Annotated in this window: 18 protein-coding genes and 1 pseudogene; 10 read left to right on the top strand and 9 right to left on the bottom strand. The window is 63.7% G+C overall.

All coding sequences use genetic code 11. The annotated features are described in order from the left end of the window. Positions 1-201: 201 nt before the first annotated feature. From AAFX91_RS25750 to AAFX91_RS25740, 3 genes are read right to left on the bottom strand one after another with little or no spacing between them, the layout of a single operon-like run. Positions 202-1335 (bottom strand): nickel/cobalt transporter, encoded by a 1134-nt coding sequence (locus AAFX91_RS25750; RefSeq protein ID WP_130578711.1) that lies wholly within the window; start codon positions 1333-1335, stop codon positions 202-204. Continuing rightward, entirely contained in the window at positions 1332-1967 is a 636-nt protein-coding gene (locus tag AAFX91_RS25745) for a DUF1007 family protein (protein ID WP_130578712.1), read from the bottom strand. Before AAFX91_RS25745 ends, AAFX91_RS25750 begins: the two co-directional genes overlap by 4 nt. A gap of 10 nt (positions 1968-1977) precedes the next feature. Beyond that, complete coding sequence (locus AAFX91_RS25740; RefSeq protein ID WP_394568521.1) at positions 1978-4068, bottom strand: M3 family metallopeptidase; 2091 nt, start codon at positions 4066-4068, stop codon at positions 1978-1980. A 143-nt stretch (positions 4069-4211) separates the two neighbouring features. Between AAFX91_RS25740 and AAFX91_RS25735 the strand changes: the two genes are divergently transcribed. The 6 genes from AAFX91_RS25735 to AAFX91_RS25710 all read left to right on the top strand — a co-directional run bounded on the left by AAFX91_RS25735 (position 4212) and on the right by AAFX91_RS25710 (position 9146). Then, positions 4212-4472 carry a hypothetical protein gene (locus AAFX91_RS25735; RefSeq protein WP_130578714.1) on the top strand — a complete coding sequence of 87 codons (261 nt, stop codon included), beginning with the start codon at positions 4212-4214 and terminating at the stop codon, positions 4470-4472. 656 nt (positions 4473-5128) lie between these two features. Next, positions 5129-6271 carry a type III PLP-dependent enzyme gene (locus AAFX91_RS25730; RefSeq protein ID WP_130578715.1) on the top strand — a complete coding sequence of 381 codons (1143 nt, stop codon included), beginning with the start codon at positions 5129-5131 and terminating at the stop codon, positions 6269-6271. A 123-nt stretch (positions 6272-6394) separates the two neighbouring features. Then, complete coding sequence (locus tag AAFX91_RS25725; RefSeq protein ID WP_394568518.1) at positions 6395-6991, top strand: GNAT family N-acetyltransferase; 597 nt, start codon at positions 6395-6397, stop codon at positions 6989-6991. Between the two features lie 11 nt (positions 6992-7002). Continuing rightward, complete coding sequence (locus AAFX91_RS25720) at positions 7003-7173, top strand: hypothetical protein (protein WP_165421104.1); 171 nt, start codon at positions 7003-7005, stop codon at positions 7171-7173. 98 nt (positions 7174-7271) lie between these two features. Then, positions 7272-7661, top strand: a complete 390-nt coding sequence (locus AAFX91_RS25715; RefSeq protein WP_130578716.1) for a RidA family protein — start codon at positions 7272-7274, stop codon at positions 7659-7661. Between the two features lie 54 nt (positions 7662-7715). Further along, positions 7716-9146 (top strand): homospermidine synthase, encoded by a 1431-nt coding sequence (locus AAFX91_RS25710; RefSeq protein WP_394568516.1) that lies wholly within the window; start codon positions 7716-7718, stop codon positions 9144-9146. A 103-nt stretch (positions 9147-9249) separates the two neighbouring features. On the opposite strand, the gene arsC is transcribed toward AAFX91_RS25710, so the two are convergent. The 3 genes from arsC to AAFX91_RS25695 all read right to left on the bottom strand — a co-directional run bounded on the left by arsC (position 9250) and on the right by AAFX91_RS25695 (position 10790). Further along, positions 9250-9651, bottom strand: a complete 402-nt coding sequence (gene arsC / locus AAFX91_RS25705) for an arsenate reductase (glutaredoxin) (RefSeq protein ID WP_130578718.1) — start codon at positions 9649-9651, stop codon at positions 9250-9252. Then, on the bottom strand, positions 9648-10346 hold the full coding sequence (locus tag AAFX91_RS25700; protein ID WP_130578719.1) for an MIP/aquaporin family protein: 699 nt from the start codon (positions 10344-10346) through the stop codon (positions 9648-9650). Before AAFX91_RS25700 ends, arsC begins: the two co-directional genes overlap by 4 nt. Before the next feature lie 81 nt (positions 10347-10427). Then, entirely contained in the window at positions 10428-10790 is a 363-nt protein-coding gene (locus AAFX91_RS25695; RefSeq protein WP_130578720.1) for a helix-turn-helix transcriptional regulator, read from the bottom strand. A 137-nt stretch (positions 10791-10927) separates the two neighbouring features. Between AAFX91_RS25695 and AAFX91_RS25690 the strand changes: the two genes are divergently transcribed. From AAFX91_RS25690 to AAFX91_RS25680, 3 genes and pseudogenes are all read left to right on the top strand, one after another. Continuing rightward, a complete protein-coding gene (locus AAFX91_RS25690; RefSeq protein ID WP_130578737.1) occupies positions 10928-11245 on the top strand; it encodes a helix-turn-helix transcriptional regulator in 318 nt (105 codons plus the stop codon). A gap of 47 nt (positions 11246-11292) precedes the next feature. Next, positions 11293-12629 (top strand): annotated as a pseudogene (locus AAFX91_RS25685) (NAD(P)-binding domain-containing protein). 25 nt (positions 12630-12654) lie between these two features. After that, positions 12655-13827: an MFS transporter gene (locus AAFX91_RS25680; protein ID WP_394568513.1), complete on the top strand. Its 1173-nt coding sequence runs from the start codon at positions 12655-12657 to the stop codon at positions 13825-13827. A gap of 158 nt (positions 13828-13985) precedes the next feature. Here AAFX91_RS25680 and AAFX91_RS25675 read toward each other — a convergent pair whose 3' ends face one another. The 3 genes from AAFX91_RS25675 to AAFX91_RS25665 all read right to left on the bottom strand — a co-directional run bounded on the left by AAFX91_RS25675 (position 13986) and on the right by AAFX91_RS25665 (position 17079). Beyond that, on the bottom strand, positions 13986-14726 hold the full coding sequence (locus tag AAFX91_RS25675; RefSeq protein WP_130578723.1) for an acetoacetate decarboxylase: 741 nt from the start codon (positions 14724-14726) through the stop codon (positions 13986-13988). Positions 14727-14849: 123 nt separating this feature from the next. Beyond that, on the bottom strand, positions 14850-15176 hold the full coding sequence (locus tag AAFX91_RS25670) for a hypothetical protein (RefSeq protein WP_130578724.1): 327 nt from the start codon (positions 15174-15176) through the stop codon (positions 14850-14852). A 199-nt stretch (positions 15177-15375) separates the two neighbouring features. Continuing rightward, positions 15376-17079, bottom strand: coding sequence for an ABC transporter ATP-binding protein (locus tag AAFX91_RS25665; RefSeq protein WP_394568510.1), 1704 nt, complete (start codon positions 17077-17079; stop codon positions 15376-15378). A 299-nt stretch (positions 17080-17378) separates the two neighbouring features. Between AAFX91_RS25665 and AAFX91_RS25660 the strand changes: the two genes are divergently transcribed. Continuing rightward, positions 17379-18353 (top strand): hypothetical protein, encoded by a 975-nt coding sequence (locus AAFX91_RS25660; RefSeq protein ID WP_394568508.1) that lies wholly within the window; start codon positions 17379-17381, stop codon positions 18351-18353. Positions 18354-18418: the final 65 nt, after the last annotated feature.

Below are 18418 nucleotides of genomic sequence, written 5' to 3'. Positions count from 1 at the left end.
CGTTCAACTCACGGAATCAGCGATCAAATTCCTTCGCAAGATGTGCGAATATGACAGCCGTTCTTACGGGGAGAGGGTTGGGGTGAGGGGCTGTCTCCGCGAAAAAAGTAGAAGTTGTATTCGCGGAGAGAGCCCCTCACTCCAACCCTCTCCCCGCGAAGAGCGGGGAGAGGTAACTCCCGAGGCCGCTTCCGCGGCTCGTCACATAAAATAGGCGCAGGTCGGCGGCTCGGTGGCGAGATAGCCGAACAGCAGCCCCAGCCCGAACAGCAGCACCAAGCCGGCGGCGCCGAACTCGATGCCGCGCATGAAGAGCATGCCGCTGCCGTCACGGCCGGCGCTGACGCGTTGCGCCAGGCCGCGGGCGGAGACGGCGAGGATTGCGATCGTCGCCACCGTGATCGCAGTGCCGATCCCCATCACGAAGGTCGCGGCGATGCCGGCCCAGAACAGGCCCTGGGCCAGCGAGAATCCCAGCACCAGGATCGCGCCCGAGCAGGGCCGGATGCCGACGGTCACGATCGCGCTCAAACCGCGGCGCCAGCCGCCGGGGCCTGCGAGCTCGCTTGGCTCGGGCCCGTGCGAATGGCCGCAATGCTCGTCATGGACATGGGCGTGAGCGTGGGCGTGGGCGTGGGCGTGCTGGTGCCCAACGCCATGACCGTGATCGTGATGATGATCATGGCTGTCGTCATGATGATGGTCCCGATGATGGTGACCGTGATCATGGCGACGAAGTGGGACGCCGGCGATGGCCGGCTGCGGCACATGCGCCTGCAGCGCGCGGAAGAAGCCGCCGCCCTTGCTCCAGACCAGCCGCGCGCCAAAGGCCGCAATCAGGGCATAGCTGGCGATCTCGATCACTTTTTCCGCGCCGCACGAGGTTTTCGCGGTGGCGTTGAGCAGCCAGGCGCCGATGACGACGAACACCACGGCCACGACTGCCTGCAGCAGGGCCGAGGCAAACGACAGCGCGATGCCGCGCCAGGCGGTTTCCCGGTTGGCAACGAGATAAGAGGAGATCACGGCCTTGCCATGGCCGGGACCGGCGGCATGGAAGATCCCATAGGCGAAGGAGACCCCGAGCAGCGTCCAGACCGCATAGCCATCAGTCTTGGCCGCACGGATGGTCGAAGAAATCTCTCGGTAGAACTCGCCCTGCTTGGCGAGCAGCCAGCCGATGATACCGCCGACCTGCGGCTCGGCCGCCCGTCGCGGGGCCCCGAACGGATTTTGCGCTGATAGCGCATGCATCGCGGCATCGGCCAGCACGAAGGCTGCGAGCGCCACGGCGGCAATCGCCAGGCCCCGCGCGAAAGACGATCCCTGCTTCATGGGCACTCCACCACGATCTTGTTGGCGAACATCGCGCCGAAGTTGGAGCTATCGCCGTTCAGGAAGTTCTGCTCGCCGAGCTGTTGCGCGCTCGCGGTGCCGTCATTCGGCCGCTGGAATTGCAGCTTGCAGTCGGCCGGTGCGCCGACCAGCTTGACCGGGTCCTTGTCGGCATATTTGAAGTCGATGAAGAAGGCGGGGTCGAACACTTCGAGCGAGAGCTGCCTGGTCTTGAACGGCGTCTTCGCCGGCAGCGTGAAGTGCAGCGTCAATTCCGTGTTGTTGTATTCGAGGAAATAGTCGATCGGTTCAGTGAATTTCTGCTTCCTGCCGTCGGCCTTGGCGAAGGTGAAGTAGGCGTATTCGTTCAGCGACTCGACATTGGTCTGGGCGAGCGGCGCCAGTTCCTCGCGGGTGTAGGCGCCCTTGATCTTGGCCTCGATGCCCTGCAGCGCATAGGTCGAGAACATGTCGTCGAAAGTCCAGGCGTGGCGGACGCCGGTGATGGTGCCGTCGGGCGCATAGATCACCTCGCTCCTGGCGGTGATCCAGACATGCGGGTGGGCTTGTGCGGCGGCCGTGCCGAACATTACGGCTCCGGCGACCAAGAGGCCGAGCCAGTTGCGGGACATGCGCCTCACTTCAGGCGGCCTCGGCCGTCTCGAGCAGCCCGCGCCGGCGGAGCAGCGCATCCGGCTCCGGCTCGCGGCCGCGGAAGGCGACGTAGGCCTCCTCCGGATCGCGCGAGCCCCCCGACGAATAGATGTCGTCGAGCAGGCGCTTTGCGGTCGCGGGATCGAAGATGTCGCCGGCCTCCTCGAAGGCGCCGAAGGCGTCCGCATCCATCACCTCCGACCACATGTAGCTGTAATAGCCGGCGGCGTAGTGGTCGCCGGAGAAGATGTGGCCGAACTGGGTCGGCCGGTGCCGCAGCGCGATCTCGGCGGGCATGCCGATCTTCTCGAGCTCATGCTTCTCGAAGGCCCCGATGTCGCGGCTGGCTTCGGCCGGCTGGGTGTGGAATTCGAGGTCGATCAGCGCCGAGGAGACGAACTCCACGGTGGCAAAACCCTGGTTGAACTTCCGCGCGGCGAGGAAGCGCTGCAGCAGGTCGTTCGGCAGCGGCTCGCCGGTCTGGTAGTGCTTGGCGAAGCGCTGCAGCACCTCCGGCCGCTCCTGCCAGTGCTCGTAGAGCTGCGACGGTAGCTCGACGAAATCGGTAAACACCGAGGTGCCCGACAGCGAGGGATAGGTGACGTTGGACAGCATGCCGTGCAGGCCGTGGCCGAATTCGTGAAACAAGGTGCGGGCATCGTCCGGCGACAGCAGCGCCGGCTCGCCGCCCGCGCCCTTGGCGAAATTGCAGACATTGATGACGAGCGGCGCCACCGCGCCGTCGAGCTTCTGCTGGTCGCGCAGCGAGGTCATCCAGGCGCCGGAGCGCTTCGAGGGGCGGGCGTAGTAGTCGCCATAGAACAGCGCCTTGTGCTTGCCGTCGCGGTCCTTGACCTCCCAGACCCGGACGTCCGGGTGCCAGGCCGGGATATCCTTGCGCTCCTCGAAGGTGACGCCGAACAGGCGGGTGGCGCAGTCGAAGGCGGCCTCGATCATGTGGTCGAGCACGAGATATGGCTTGATCGCGGCGTCGTCAAAATTGGCGCTGATCTGCCGGAGCTTCTCGGCGTAGTACCGCCAGTCCCAGGCCGCGAGCGCGAAATTGCCGCCCTCCTCCGCGATCAGCGCCTGCATCGCGTCGCGATCGGCGAGCGCCCGCGCCCTCGCCGGCTTCCAGACCCGCTCCAGCAGGCCGCGCACGGCCTCCGGCGTTTTCGCCATGGAATCCTCGAGCCGGTAGGTGGCGTAGTTCGAGAAGCCCATGATGCCAGCGGTCTCCTCGCGCAGCGCCAGGATCTCGACGATGGTCTCGTTGTTGTCGTGGGCGTTGCCGTTGTCGCCGCGCGCGGTGAAGGCCTTGAAGACCTTTTCGCGCAGGTCGCGGCGATCAGAGGTTTTCAGGAACGGCTCGACCGAGGAGCGCGACAGCGTCACGATCGCCTTGCCGGCCATCCCGCGCTCTTCCGCCGCAGCCTTGGCGGCGGCGACAAAGCTGTCCGACAGCCCGGCACGGTCGTCCTCGCCGAGCTCCATGAACCACTCCTGCTCGTCGCCGAGCAGATGGTGGCTGAAGCTGGTGCCGAGATGGGCGAGGCGTTCGTTGATCTCGGCCATCCGCGCCTTTGCGGCCTCGTCGAGGCCGGCGCCGGCGCGGCGGAAGCGGGTGTAGGTGCGCTCCAGCAGCCGCTGCTGCTCGCCGCTCAGGCCGAGCGAGGCGCGGTTCTGGTGCAGCAGCGCGATGCGGCCGAACAGCACGGCATTCATCATGATCGGGTTCCAGTGCCGCGCCATCCGCAAGGAGACTTCCTTGTCGATCTCCAGGATCGCCGGGTTCGAATGCGCCGACACCAGGTCGTAGAACACCGCCGCGACCTTGGAGAGCAGCTTGCCGGAGCGCTCCAGCGCGGTGATGGTGTTGGCGAAGTCCGGCGCCGCCGGATCATGGACGATCGCGGCGATCTCGGCGGAGTGATCGGCAAAGGCCTGCTCGAAGGCGGTGAGGAAATGCTCGGGCTTGATCTCGTCGAAAGGCGGCGTCTCGAACGGCGTCTGCCAGCCCTGCAGCAGCGGGTTGGCCGAGCCTTGCGAGGCACCTAAAACTTGCGAGCTTGCCGACATGCGAAATCCCGTTTTTGTCCCGGATATTGCGGCAATGTATACCATGTCCTGCGGCAATTTTGGGCCTTTTGCGCTTGATCGCAGGGCCCATTTCAGGGACATTGCGCCCCTCAAAAAGGACCTTCTTCCATGAGCCTGCTTCCATGAGCCTGCAGCCCTCCTCCACCGGCAACCGCCAGATCGTCTGGCCGAGCGTGATCACCGTGATCAGCGCGGCGATCCTGATCGGCGCGGAAGTGTTCGGCGCGGCCTTCGCCGGCGGCTGGGCGCTCGCGATCCTGTTCGGGCTCGAAGACACCGCCGCGCACATCCTGCAAGCGGTGCTGTTCGCGCTCGGCGTCCTCGTGATGATCGCGTTCATCCGCGCGGCGCAGCGCATCGAGCCGTTCACGCGGCGCGCGTGAGGCGCGACTGCGAAAACACTGTGGCAGAAGGCTCCAAACGCGCAGCCGACTGCTAGCTTCTCTTAACGGCCGTTCATGTTCGGCGCTTCCGCGCGTGCAGCGACAAACGATCGCAAGCTCGCGTTAGGGAAATCTGCGCGCATCGGAAAAAAATTCTTGCGCGGCTGAGTCAAAACACTTATTTCCAACCTTGCCCAATTTCGCACGTGCCTGTGGTCGTGTGTCAGTCGGTAGGTATCCGGACAAGAGGCCGGACAGCCGCCAAGGGATGAAGAACCGAGGGTCGCCTCTGATGCGGCCAGCATCTCTCTCAAGGGATGCCGATGAAGGTCTCTCCATCTCTTGCAACCGTGACTGGCAGCCGGAGGCGAACCGGCGCACCCCGCTCTCAACGGGGGACGCGACTTAAAGCAACGACGGAGCGGGCTTTTTTGGTCTCTACCGGCATTCCAACGCCGGCGCGGGCTACTGAAAAGGCTTGTCCTTCATTGCCAGGTGAGCGGGCGGGAAATCTCCCAACCAATCCACGGCAGCACAGTCTGGTTTGAGTTTTTTGGCTTCGTTGCGCCTCCATCGCGCGATGCGGCCAGAGGGCTCCTATCCGACGTCTTGTTCTTGAAATGCGGCCCCGTCGCTGGGGTCGTTGGGAGAGTGCCATGACCGAGCGCATCCAGGAATTCCTGCGTCACCGCCGCAGCGAGGGCCTCGACACCGAGCCGTGCCTCGTCGTCGACCTCGAAGTCGTGCGCGACAACTACCAGAGCTTCGCCAAGGCGTTGCCGGACAGCCGCGTGTTCTACGCGGTGAAGGCCAACCCGGCGCCGGAAGTGCTGTCGCTGCTCGCCGCGCTCGGCTCCTGCTTCGACACCGCGACCGTTGCCGAGATCGAGATGGCGCTGGCCGCAGGCGCGACGCCGGACCGCATCTCCTATGGCAACACGATCAAGAAGGAGCGCGACATCGCGCGTGCCTTTGCGCTCGGCATTCGCCTGTTCGCGGTCGACTGCGCCGCCGAGGTCGAGAAGGTCGCCCGTGCCGCGCCTGGCGCGAAGGTGTTCTGCCGCATCCTCTATGACTGCGCCGGCGCCGAATGGCCGCTGTCGCGCAAGTTCGGCTGCGACCCGGAGATGGCGGTCGACGTGCTCGACCTCGCCAAGCGGCTGGGCCTGGAGCCCGTCGGCATCTCCTTCCATGTCGGCTCGCAGCAGCGCAAGGTGAAGGCGTGGGACCGCGCGCTGGCGATGGCCTCGACCGTGTTCCGTGACTGCGCCGAGCGCGGGATCAACCTGTCCATGGTCAACATGGGCGGCGGCTTCCCGACCAAGTACCTGAAGGACGTTCCGCCGGTCGTGCAGTACGGCCGGTCGATCTTCCGCGCGCTGCGCAAGCATTTCGGCAACCAGATCCCGGAGACGATCATCGAGCCTGGCCGCGGCATGGTCGGCAATGCCGGCATCATTGAGACCGAAGTCGTTCTGATCTCCAGGAAGAGCGACGAGGACGAGGTGCGCTGGGTCTATCTCGACATAGGCAAGTTCGGCGGTCTCGCCGAGACGATGGACGAGTCGATCCGTTATGCGATCCGCAGCCCGCATGACGGGGCGGACATGACGCCGTGCGTGCTCGCTGGCCCGACCTGCGATTCGGCCGATGTGCTGTACGAGAAGCTGCCGTATCCGCTTCCGGTGACGCTCGAGATCGGCGACAAGCTGCTGATCGAAGGCACCGGCGCCTATACGTCGACCTACTCGTCCGTGGCCTTCAACGGCATCCCGCCGTTGAGGACCTACCACATCTGATCCGCCTTTAAGGATCGACGAACCAGGGAACCGGCCTGCCGGCTCCCTCCCCGACATTTCCGAACTCTCTGAACGACGCTTCCACCGGTGCGCCCCGCCGCTGGAAGCGGGGACTGACGTGCCATGACTGCTTTGCGGAAGACCACCGTTGCCCTCACCCCGAGCGCCGCTCCGTTCGTGATCCGTGCGGAACGTTCCTCGGACGTCGAGACGCGTGAAATGCTGCTGGATGCCTGCTTTGGCGAGAACCGCCATCAGCGCACATGCCAGCGCCTGCGCGACGGACGCGCGCCCGCCGAAGGCCTTGCCCTGTCGGCGATCGCGAGCGGCCGGCTGGTCGGAACGTTGCGGTTGTGGCACGTCAGCGCCGGGGGCAGACCCGCGCTGATGCTGGGGCCGCTGGCGGTGGATTCCACCTGCCGCGGCCTCGGCGTCGGGGCTGCGCTGATGGAGCGCGCGATCGAGGTCGCGCGGGCGCGCGGCCATGGCGCGGTGATCCTGCTCGGCGATGCGCCCTACTACGCCCGCTTCGGCTTCTCGCCCGAGAAGGTGGGCGACGTGGCGGCGCCCGGCCCGTTCGAGCGCGAGCGGCTGCTCGGCCTCGAGCTCTCCGAGGGCGCGCTCGACGGCGCCTGCGGCATGGTCGCCGCGACCGGCGCACTGCTGCTCAAACGCAAGGCACGCGCGAAGGTATTGCGCGCCGTGCCGCAGGCCGCGTGACGGTTGCGATCATGGCCGAAGATCTTCCCGCAACCAGCGACGTCGCGCGTCCAGTTCTGCGCAGCGTCATCACCACCATCGTCCTGATCCTGATCTCGGTCATGATCGTCAGGGACATCTTCGTGCGCCGCTGGAGTTCGCCGTCCGCTCCGACAGCCGACACGACCCAGCACTCCCGCTAACCCGCGAAACCAGAACCGAAGGTTGCGCGGGCGGGAAAATCCCGTAAACCCGCGCAAGTACCCTTATGTCGCGCAACGCTGAGAATAGGAGGTCCTGAATGTCCCGCCGCCTGATCTCGACCGGCTCGCCTTTCGAGAAGACTGCCGGCTACAGCCGCGCCGTGATCGACGGCGATTTCGCCTTCGTCGCTGGAACCACCGGCTATGACTACACGACGATGACGATGCCTGATGATGTCACGAGCCAGTCACGGAACTGTTTCAAGACCATCGAGGCCGCCCTGAAGGAAGGCGGCTTCGCGCTGGCCGACATCGTCCGCGCGACCTACTACCTGACGGACGCCAAGGACGCGGATGCCCACTTCGCGGTCTGCGGCGAGTTCCTCGGCGACATCCGCCCGGCCGCCACACTCTTGATCGTCGCAGGGCTCTACAAGCCCGAGATGAAGGTCGAAATCGAAGTCACCGCGAAACGACGCACTGCCTGATCCATTAACGTCCACCAACCATCCACCCGCTCGAGCCATCTCCTGGAGAAAATGATGAGCCCCTCCTCGCAGATCCACGCCAAGATTTCCGGCCCCATTGTCATGATCGGCTTCGGCTCGATCGGCAAAGGCACGCTGCCTCTGATCGAGCGGCATTTCGATTATGACAAGTCGCGCTTCGTCATCATCGACCCGCACGAGGACGGCGAGCTCGCCAGGAAGCACGGCGTGCGCTTCATCAAGGATGGCGTCACCCGCGACAATTACCGCGAACTGCTGGTGCCGCTCCTGACCGCCGGCGGGGGTCAGGGCTTCTGCGTCAACCTCTCGGTCGACACCTCCTCGGTCGACATCATGACGCTGTGCCGCGAGATCGGCGCGCTCTATGTCGACACCGTGATCGAGCCGTGGCACGGCTTCTATTTCGACAAGAACATCGGCACCGAAGGGCGCTCGAACTACGCGCTGCGCGAGACGCTGCTTGCAGCCAAGCGCAAGAACCCGGGCGGCACCACCGCGGTCTCGACCTGCGGCGCCAATCCCGGCATGGTGTCCTGGTTCGTCAAGCAGGCGCTGCTCAACATCGCCCGCGACACCGGCGTCGAATTCAACGAGCCGAAGAGCCGCGAGGGCTGGGGCCAGTTCGCCCACAAGCTCGGCGTCAAGGGCATCCACATCGCCGAGCGTGACACCCAGCGCTCGAAGAAGCCGAAGCCGATGAACGTCTTCGTCAACACCTGGTCGGTCGAGGGCTTCGTCTCCGAGGGCCTGCAGCCGGCCGAACTCGGCTGGGGCACCAACGAGAAGTGGATGCCGGAGAACGGCCGCACGCACGCGAAGGGCTGCCAGGCCGCGATCTATCTGCTGCAGCCCGGCGCCAACACCCGCGTGCGCTCCTGGTGCCCGACTCCAGGCGCGCAATACGGCTTCCTGGTCACCCACAACGAGTCGATCTCGATTGCGGATTATTTCACCGTGCGCGACGGCGAGAAGGTGATCTATCGCCCGACCTGCCACTACGCCTACCACCCGGCCAACGACGCCGTGCTGTCGCTGCACGAGATGTTCGGCGCTGCGGGGCGGATGCAGCCGAAATGGCACATCCTGGACGAGAACGAGATCGAGGACGGCATCGACGAGCTCGGCGTGCTGCTCTACGGCCACGCCAAGAACGCCTATTGGTACGGCTCGCAGCTCTCGATCGAGGAGACCCGCCAGATCGCGCCTTACCAGAACGCCACCGGCATGCAGGTGTCCTCGGCCGTGCTCGCCGGCATGGTCTGGGCCCTGGAGAATCCAGAAGCCGGCATCGTCGAAGCCGACGAGCTGGATTTTCACCGCTGCCTGGAAATCCAGCGGCCGTATCTCGGCCCGGTGAAGGGTTTCTACACCGACTGGACCCCGCTCGCCGACCGGCCCGGCCTGTTCGCGGAGGATATCGACACCTCCGATCCCTGGCAGTTCCGGAACGTGCTGGTGCGCTGACGCGCGCTCTCCTCTCGTCATTCTAGGAGACCTGACAGCATTGAGCTCTGATGTGCAGTTGCACGTCAGAGCTCTTCAGGTGACCGCCCGGAACGCGGATTTATCAGCGGCCTTCGACCACCTCGCCATCCTCCTTCACGAAACGTCCGACTGGATTGTCCAAGAGGTCGATCACGACCTCGGACGGCCTGCACAACCGGACGCCCTTCGGGGTGACCACGATGGGACGGTTAATCAGGATGGGATGCGCCATCATGAAATCCAGCAGTTGGTCGTCGGACCATTTCGGATCGTCGAGGCCAAGCTCCTTGTAAGGCGTGCCTTTCTCTCGCAGCAGGGCACGCACCGGGATGCCCATCGCGGCGATCAATTCCTTGAGCGTCTCGCGCGAGGGGGGCGTCTTGAGATACTCGATGACGGTGGGCTCGGCGGCGCTCTGCCGGATCATGGAAAGCGTGTTGCGGGACGTGCCGCAATCCGGGTTGTGATAAATGGTGACGCTCATCTGGTTGTCTCCGCGATTGGGACCGTGCGCGCATGAGGTCGCCCGAGCAGCCAAATCATCAACAGCATGCCGACGAGCGCTCCGCATAGTTCCGCAAGTATGAAGCCAGGCAAATCTGTCGGGCGAATGCCGGCAAACGTGTTCGTCAGTGAACGCGCGATCGCCACTGCTGGATTGGCGAACGATGTCGAGGCGGTAAACCAGTACGCGGCCGTAATGTACAGGCCCACCAGCCAGGGAACGGCGGCGCGCTGAAAACGGATGCCAGCCAGAATCGTTGTGATCAGGCCAAAAGCTGCCACGGCCTCCGCAAACCATTGCGGTCCACCTGTCCGCATTTTGGTCGAGACGTCGATCACCGGCAGAGCGAACATCAAATGCGCGGCCATCGTTCCGGCGATGCCACCTGCGATCTGCGCTATCGCATACAGTGCAGCCTCATTCGCCGGCAACTCGCGTTTGCCGGTGAAGACGAGCGTTACGGCTGGATTGAAATGCGCTCCGGAGATCGGTCCGAGCACGCTGATCAGCACAACCAGGATTGCGCCAGTCGGCAGCGTATTGCAGAGAAGCGCGAGAGCGACATCTTTGGTCAGGGTCTCGGCCATGATGCCGGACCCGACCACGGTGGCGACGAGAATTCCGGTGCCCAATGCCTCGGCCGCCAAGCGTCGCGAAAGGTCGAAGGCCTCCATCAGCCGGCCCTCGGCGTTGGCTGCTTCGCGCCCAAGCGCGCCGAGTTACCGGTGCAGAGGAACAGGACGTTGTAGAGGTTGTCAGCCACGGGTTCGCTCCTTTCGCTTCGGAGAACAACAGGACTGCAGACTTTCGACGACCGGCGTGCAGACCTCCGGTCGCCCGTCGCAGCAATCCCGGAGCAGGAACACGGCGACGTCGCGGAATTCAGCCAGATTGGCGCGATAGACGATCGAGCGACTATGCCGTTCGGATGTCACAAGCCGCGCGCGGGTTAAAATCGACAGATGCGCCGACAGCGTGTTCGGCGGAACTTCGAGCAGACGGGCAAGATCGCCAGCCGCAAGGCCGTCAGGTTCGTGGCTGACTAACGTCCGGAAGGCCTCAAGGCGGGTCGCTTGTGAGAGGGCCGCGAGGGCCAAGACTGCTTCTTCAGTTTCCATATATCCAGATTTATGGAAATATCGGATGGAGTCAACTCAAAAAATCCGCGTGCAAGGAGACCGGTGGACCGGCACTATTTCCAATATTCCAGAAATACAGTTTGACAAATACACTGTCCGCGCTCATCCTGCACTTCGTGAAGATCGATGATGCAGTAGCCCGCCTCGAAGCGCTAGGCAACCCGACCAGGTTGAAAATCTATCGCGCGCTGGTCCGCGCCGGACGTGCAGGCATGCCGGTCGGGCGCCTGCAGGAGCGGCTCAAGGTTCCGGCCTCGACACTGTCGCACCATATCAAGACGCTCGTCTCCGTCGGTCTGATCTCGCAGGTGCGCGAGAGCACGACGCTGGTTTGCCACGCCGAATACGACACCATGCAGGGTTTGGTGGATTTCCTCGTTGCCGAGTGCTGCGTCGACGAGACCCAATGCGAGAAAGCGCAGACAGCGGCCTGATTTTTTTGCCAACTCATTCGATAATTCTAGAAGGATAGGAGCGGGAAATGAGCGCAGGAAAGACGGTCGCGATCATAGGAGCCGGCCCCGTCGGCCTGGCTGCGGCCGCGCACGTGTTAGAGCGCGGCATGACGCCCGTCGTGCTCGAGTCCGGACCAGAAGCCGGACATGCGGTCCGTCAATGGCAACACGTCCAGCTCTTTTCCGGTTGCTCGCGCCAACAGGCTGGAATTCGCCGGACCCACAGGTCTATCCGACCGGCGGCGAACTCCTGGCCCAGTATCTTGTACCGCTCGCGACGCGCACGCACCTGAAGGACACTATCCGCACATCGAGCCGCGTCACCGCCATTGCCCGTGCCGGCTTTGACAAGGCGAGGACGAAGGGCCGAGAGGCTGCACCCTTTGAGATACGCTACCAGAACGGCAAGGGGCCTGAGACCCTCCGCGCCGATGCCGTCATCGACGCATCCGGAACGTGGTTCTCGCCGAATCCCGCCGGCGCCAACGGCCTTCCGGCGATCGGCGAACGAGAGGCCCAAGCGAAGATCGCCTACGGCATGCCGGACGTGCTCGGCAAAGACCGCGACCGCTACGCTGGCAAAGCCGTCGCCGTACTTGGCGCGGGACATTCGGCGATCGGTACCCTGACCGACCTGGCGACGCTGGCCCGTCAGGTGCCGGGCACCCGCCCGATCTTGCTGCTCCGCGGCAATGATCCTGCCAAAACCTTCGGAGGCGGCGCGAACGACAAGCTGGCGGCGCGTGGCGAACTCGGCACCCACTTCGCCTCGCTGGTCGCATCAGGCCAGGTGCAGGTTGAGGCCGAATTTTCCGTCTCGGCGATCTCGCCGATCGACGGCCGGCTTCGGATCGCGACTTCGTCAGCCTGCTGTGGACGCAGCGTCGTCGCCGACGAGCTGGTCATCGCAACCGGCTTCCGTCCGGACCACTCCTTCCTCAGCGAGATTCGGCTCCGGCTCGATGCCGCGATCGAGGCGCCGGTCGCGCTCGCACCGCTGATCGATCCCAACGAGCACTCCTGCGGCACCGTGCGCCCGCACGGCGCGCGCGAACTGCAGCAGGACGATCCGGGCTTCTACTTCGCCGGCATGAAATCCTACGGTCGGGCGCCAACCTTCCTGATGATCACCGGCTACGAACAGGTGCGCTCGATCGCCGCCAATATCGCTGGCGACAAAGAAGCCGCCGAGCGCGTCGAACTCGAACTCCCCGAAACCGGCGTCTGCACGCGCGGCGGCGTTGACGGCGGGATCGCTGCATCCGGCTGCTGCGGCGGGCCGGCACCGGCCGGCATCGACGCCTGCTGCTCCGACGATGCCGTGGCGAAGGCCGCCGGCAAGTCCGGATGCGGCTGCTCCTGAGGACGCGGAAGTGGACAGACAACGCTTGCGGGTGGTCGCCGCGCTTGGGACCGCCCAAACGCTGGCCTGGGGATCGAGCTATTATCTGCCGGCGATCCTGGCAGATCCGATCGCCCGCGATCTCGGAATTTCGACCAACTGGTTCTTCGCGGCCTTCTCGACGTCCCTTGTCATCTCCGGATTACTGGGTCCACGCGTCGGCCGCCAGATCGACCGCGTCGGAGGGAGGCAGGTCCTCTGTATCTCGAATGTGGTTCTTGCAGCCGGGCTCGCGTTGCTTGGCGCATCGGCTTCTGTGTGGGCGATGTCGGCGGCGTGGCTCCTGCTCGGCATCGGCATGGGCCTCGGACTCTACGATGCGGCGTTTGGAGCGTTGGGACGCATCTACGGCAGCGACGCACGCGCCTCGATCACCGGCATCACGCTGATTGCCGGCTTTGCCAGTACCGTCGGCTGGCCACTGAGTTCGTTCGGGCTCGAGACGATCGGTTGGCGGGAAACCTGCTACGCTTGGGCGATCGCGCACGTCGTTATCGGTCTACCCCTCAATCTCGCGCTGCCCAGCGCGGCAAAACCGGTCCGCTCAGAAGGACCCGTGACGAAGCCGCATATTCCGATCGACCGAACCATGGTCCTGCTCTCATTCGCGTTCGCGGCCGCTTGGACGGTGACATCGGCGATGGCCGCGCATCTGCCACGGATCGTCGAAGCATTCGGTGCGACGCCAGCGCAGGCGGTGTTCGCCGGCATGATGATCGGACCCGCCCAAGTCGCAGCCCGTATGATAGAAGCAAGCCTTCTTAATCGTTTTCACCCGCTCGTCTCGACACGACTTGCCTGTATCACTCATCCCATCGGAGCGTGCGCAATCGGCATTTTCGGCGGTGGTGCGGCCGCCGCTTTCGCTCTGCTACATGGGGCCGGCAATGGTATCCTGACCATCGCACGGGGAACGCTCCCGTTGGCGATTTTCGGACCGGAGAACTACGCCTATCGGCTTGGCTTGATCGGCGCACCATCCCGCATTTGCCAAGCGTTCGCGCCCCTTGGGTTCGGACTGCTTATAGATACCCTAGGCCGATCGATAGTGATCGTATCGGCCGGACTGAGTCTTTCGGCACTAATAGCACTCTTGTCGCGCCCCCAATCTTCGGCGGTTAAAGCCACAGCGCAGCCGCCCGTGGATAGCGCCACCTGATCGGTGATCCGTGACGCATGCCGGGCTGGCGCTGCGGCTCGGACGGTCATGCGCGGCCTCGCGCCGCGCATTCACACTCTGCCTCGGTTGGCCAAGACGCGGATGGCCGGGTCAAGCCCGGCCATGACGAGATCGGGAGTCTCGCGCCGCCGCCTTCGTCACTTCGCCATATAATCGAACGCCACCGTGCCGAGCCCCAGCGTCAGGTCCGCCTTGAAATGCAGGGCGGAGACGACCTCGCGCACCGGCAGGCGCGCGACGTCGCAGAGCGCGTGCGGAAACAGGCCGAGGGCGGCAGGACCGGTCCAGGCTTCCTTCAGCGTGATGTCTTCGAGATGAAAGCGTACGAGTTCGCAGATGCGCGGGCTGCCGTCAACATGCGGGATGATTTTCAGGATGAAGTTCGGCGCCTTCATGCTCTTCAGCACGGCGTCATGATCGACGGGGCGGTGCTTATAGCCCATGGTGCCGGAGGCGCAGAGCACCGAGCCGTAATGCAGCGTGCCGACCAGCACGTCGCTCTCGACCTCGATCTTCGGCCTCGCCAGTTTCTTCGGAAATCCCCAGAGCTCGCGGCCGCCGGCGATCGGCCCTTCGTCGTCCAGATACATCGCGTGGGTGTAAGCCCCTTCCTCCCCTTTCAGGCGAACGGGGATCACCTGACCGGTCTCGGTGTAGTCGCCGAAGCCGGTGGAGTCGGGCATCCGGATGAACTCATATTTCACCACGGGCTCGGCGACCTCGAGCGGCTCCGGCACCACGGCGGCGAGCGCTTCGGGATCGGTCCTGTAAGTGATGACGAAATATTCGCGGTTGAAGAAGCGATAGGGCCCCGGCGGAAACGCGGGGCTGGTGAGCGGCATCGAATAGGCACTTCGCCTGACGTCGTCGATCTTCATCTGCTGACCCCATAGGTCGTTGGCGTGTCGCTGGCGACCAGGATTATGCGGCGGCAGAGGGACGCAGGCGAGACTGTAAATTCGGCAGGGTCCGTTCAGGCCGGTCCTGGGAACGCGAGGAAATCACTTCTGCTGGACCGGCGGCGCGGTCTTTTCCGCGGGCGCGGGTGGCAGCGCGGGCTGCGCGCCGGCCTTCTGTGCCTGCGGGTCGGGACGTGCGGGTTCGGGCGCCGGCGTGGTCGGCCGCTCGCCGCCCGGCTTTGATTCGGCTGGCTTCGTCTGCGGCTCGGGCGGGGACGACTGCACTGGCGGCGTTGCCTGCGCCACCTCCTCGGATTGGCGCGCGGCAATCTCGACCAGCGAAGCGGTCGAAATCACAAGTCCGCCCACAAACAGGGCGGATGCGATCAGAAGATCCTTCCTGTATCTGCGCTGCCTGTCGGTCGTCATCTCGTTCTACCCGCGTCATTGTCCGCGGAGTCAACGATCCCGGCGAGGCCTGGTTCCGCTCGCAGGGCGGCTGGAGTCGTGCCGACTTACGGCCTGTAGCTTGTAGCCCGGGTGGAGCGGAACGCGTAACCCGGGAAATCTGTACCGGCGTTTGCGAACGGCCCCGGGTTACGCGTTCCGCTCCACCCGGGCTACGGTGCTAATCCTTTAACAGCGGCGCCAATGCGGGAATCCCTGGGGTGCGGGATTGCCCGGGATCGCTTAAGTCCACGACATTGTCCGCCTCGCCAAGAACGGACCTTCGGTGCGTGATGGCCAGCACCGTGACATCGCGAACGAGGGTACGAACGTGGTTCATGATGTCCCGCTCGGTTGCGTCATCGAGCGCAGAGCTCGCCTCGTCGAGGAAAAGAACGGTCGGGTTGCCATACAAAGCGCGGGCGATCGCGATGCGCTGGCGCTCTCCGCCCGATAGCTTCAGGCCGCGTTCGCCGACCCTGGTCTCGAAGCCCTCCGGGAGCGCATCGATGAACGACAGGATAGCCGCCTTTTCCGAGACGTCACGAAGCCGGGCCTCATCTCGTGTGCGGCCCAGAATGATGTTGTCTGCAAGGCTTTCGTTGAGCAGCACGACGTCCTGAGGCACAACCGCTATGGCGCGGTACCAGTCAGCGCGCGCGATGCGCAGGAGATCGATGTCGTCGACGAGAATGCGACCTGAATGCGGCTCGATGGATTTCAGCGCGAGCTTGAAGATGGTCGACTTTCCGGAGCCGGTCTCGCCTACGATAAACGTGATGGAGCCGCGGCTCGCCGTAAAGCTGATCCCATCGACCCCACGACCGTTGCCGTAATCGTACCTGATATCGTCGAAGATGATGCGTCCCTCTCGGGGGACGAAGGTCTCTGCATGCAAGGATTCACTCTCTTCGGGAGCCCGCCACATGTCGGCGAGCGGGATGAGTTGCGCTCGGGAACGCGCGAAACTATCCATCGTCTGGGCGATCATCTCGAAAGGCAGGTTGAGCTGGAGCAACAGGGCGTTGAACAGCACGATATCGCCGACCGTCGTCGCTCCGGCCTGATAGCGAGGCAGCAACAGCAGGAAATTGACGGCGAATTGGATCGAGAGACCCAGGCCCAACAGGGCCGACGAGCCGGCGCGACGGAATGTGTAAGCCCGCCAGCTATCCTTTACCGCACGAGCCTTCTCGGTAAAGCGGCTGCTCATCCATGCATGACTGCCGAGATGACGCAACGTCTCCATCGCGTTCATCGCGTTGCCGACGAATCGAGCATTTTCCTGCGCAGCCGAGACGGCAGCGTCGAGAAGGGCCTGCGATCGACGCGTCGAGACGAATGTCATCGTGATCATGGCGGCGCCGTAAGCGGCGACGATCGCCACGACCTCGATACTCAAGAGAGCGCCGAGGGTGACGAGCGTGAGGGCGATCTGCGTCGCGCCCGGGATGAACACGATCAGCGCGATGTGCATGATCGTCGTCAGTGCGCCGCGCCCCTGGGCGCCGGCAGTCTGGATCTCGGCCGGGTTATGCTCGACGAAGAAGTCGGATCTTTTCCTCAAGATGCGTTCGAAGAACCGCGTGCTTACGATGAATCCGAGGTTTTCGGCCGTCATCACCGACAGATGTTGCACCGCGCGCTGCAGCGCCGAGGCCAGTCCCACCAGCGCCGCGTAGAGCAGGAACGCCCATAGAAGGTCCGAGACAACAGTCTCCTTGGTCAGCCGGTCCACCAGGCGGGAGAACAGGTACGGCGCAGCGATGCCGCTCGCGCTCGACAGGAAAACGATCGCCGCCACCAGCGACAGCGCCCGCCAGTCGGATTTCCAGTAGGCATGGAAGATTTCGGCGATAGGGGCGTTGCTCGCGGGCTTGGTCATAAGTTTCTGATTTGGAGCGATTCACGCAAATTTCGATTGGCCAATTCTGTCTCAGAGACCATGACCGATCAACGACGGTGGCGACGGCTTTAGGAAAAAAGTTGCTTCTGTCCGATCGTGGGCGAACGTTCGCTTCTGGACGCAAACCAGGCATTCGCCGCCTTCGCAACGGAAGCATGCCGATCGCATCGATGCGATGACCTCGGGCATCAGGCAGATGCCCGCACCGCAGTCCGTACTGAACACCGCGAACGGTGTGAAGCTGATCACATTGCCTGTGGGAGTTTCCTGTTAAATTGATGATGATCCATCCGATGCCGGAGGGCACGGCCATGCAAAGCACAGCTTGTTTGGAATGGATACAGCGTTGGCGTAAGCGGGGATCGGTTGTTGCTTTTGTCGCCTGCTGCAGCATCTGCCTGATCTCGGCCTCTGCCACGTGTGCTGCCCAGGCTACCTTCAAACCCGCGGATCAGCCTAACGGCACGCCATCGGAAGACCCGACAGCAACCGCCGTCTTCATTGTCGACGCAAAAAAGTGCGAGAAGAAGGCTTCCGACGCCTGGTCGGAACCTGAGGTATGGGCATGGCAACAAATCTGCCGGCATCTCAACGTCGATTTCGACGAGAAGGAAGCGAACGACTACGCGGACAGACAGGGGGACAAGGATTCACCCAAGCGCGATGCCGTGTACCGGCAGAAGCTTGAAGCTCTTCGAAAGGCGAACAATGAGAACCCCGAGAAGCTGGCCACCGACGAATCGCGAACGCTCAGCAGCAAATTTCTGGCGATGATTTTCGGCGACCCGGAATTGAGGCATCACACGTGGAACGTGCCGCTCAGGTTGTTCGGGTTCAGTACCGACCGACTCGTTATCGACACCGCGGCGCTGAAATCGCTGGATATACAAAACGCATACGTCGAGAGGTTCGTAATCCAGAATACGACCCTTGATGGTGATCTCAGGTTGGAGAACTCCCACTTGGCAAGCATCAAGATGCAATTGGTAGCGGCCAAGCATTTCCTGCTGAATAAAGTATCGGTTACCGCGAAGAAGGTCGGACCGGACCATGTGGGTCCCAATCCGCCGCCATTCGATGCAGAGAAGCCAGATGGAGCACTGACGATTCATACGGCACGGATCGAGGACCGGTTATCAATCTTGGAAGGGTCCTACGACGCCATCGACTTGAAGCGCGTGAAAGTCGGCGACCTCTTCATCCATCAGCCTGACTGGAACCGCTCCAGGGACACCAATAAACGTAAGCGGTAAGAGCTCCCACGTCCGCAGTGATCAGCGGGCGCGTGCGTAGCGGATCGGCATCCAGTATTGGCGCA

Source organism: Bradyrhizobium sp. 31Argb, from assembly GCF_043638955.1.
In the GTDB taxonomy this organism is placed as follows: domain Bacteria; phylum Pseudomonadota; class Alphaproteobacteria; order Rhizobiales; family Xanthobacteraceae; genus Bradyrhizobium.
This window is presented reverse-complemented; position numbering and strand designations above follow the sequence as displayed.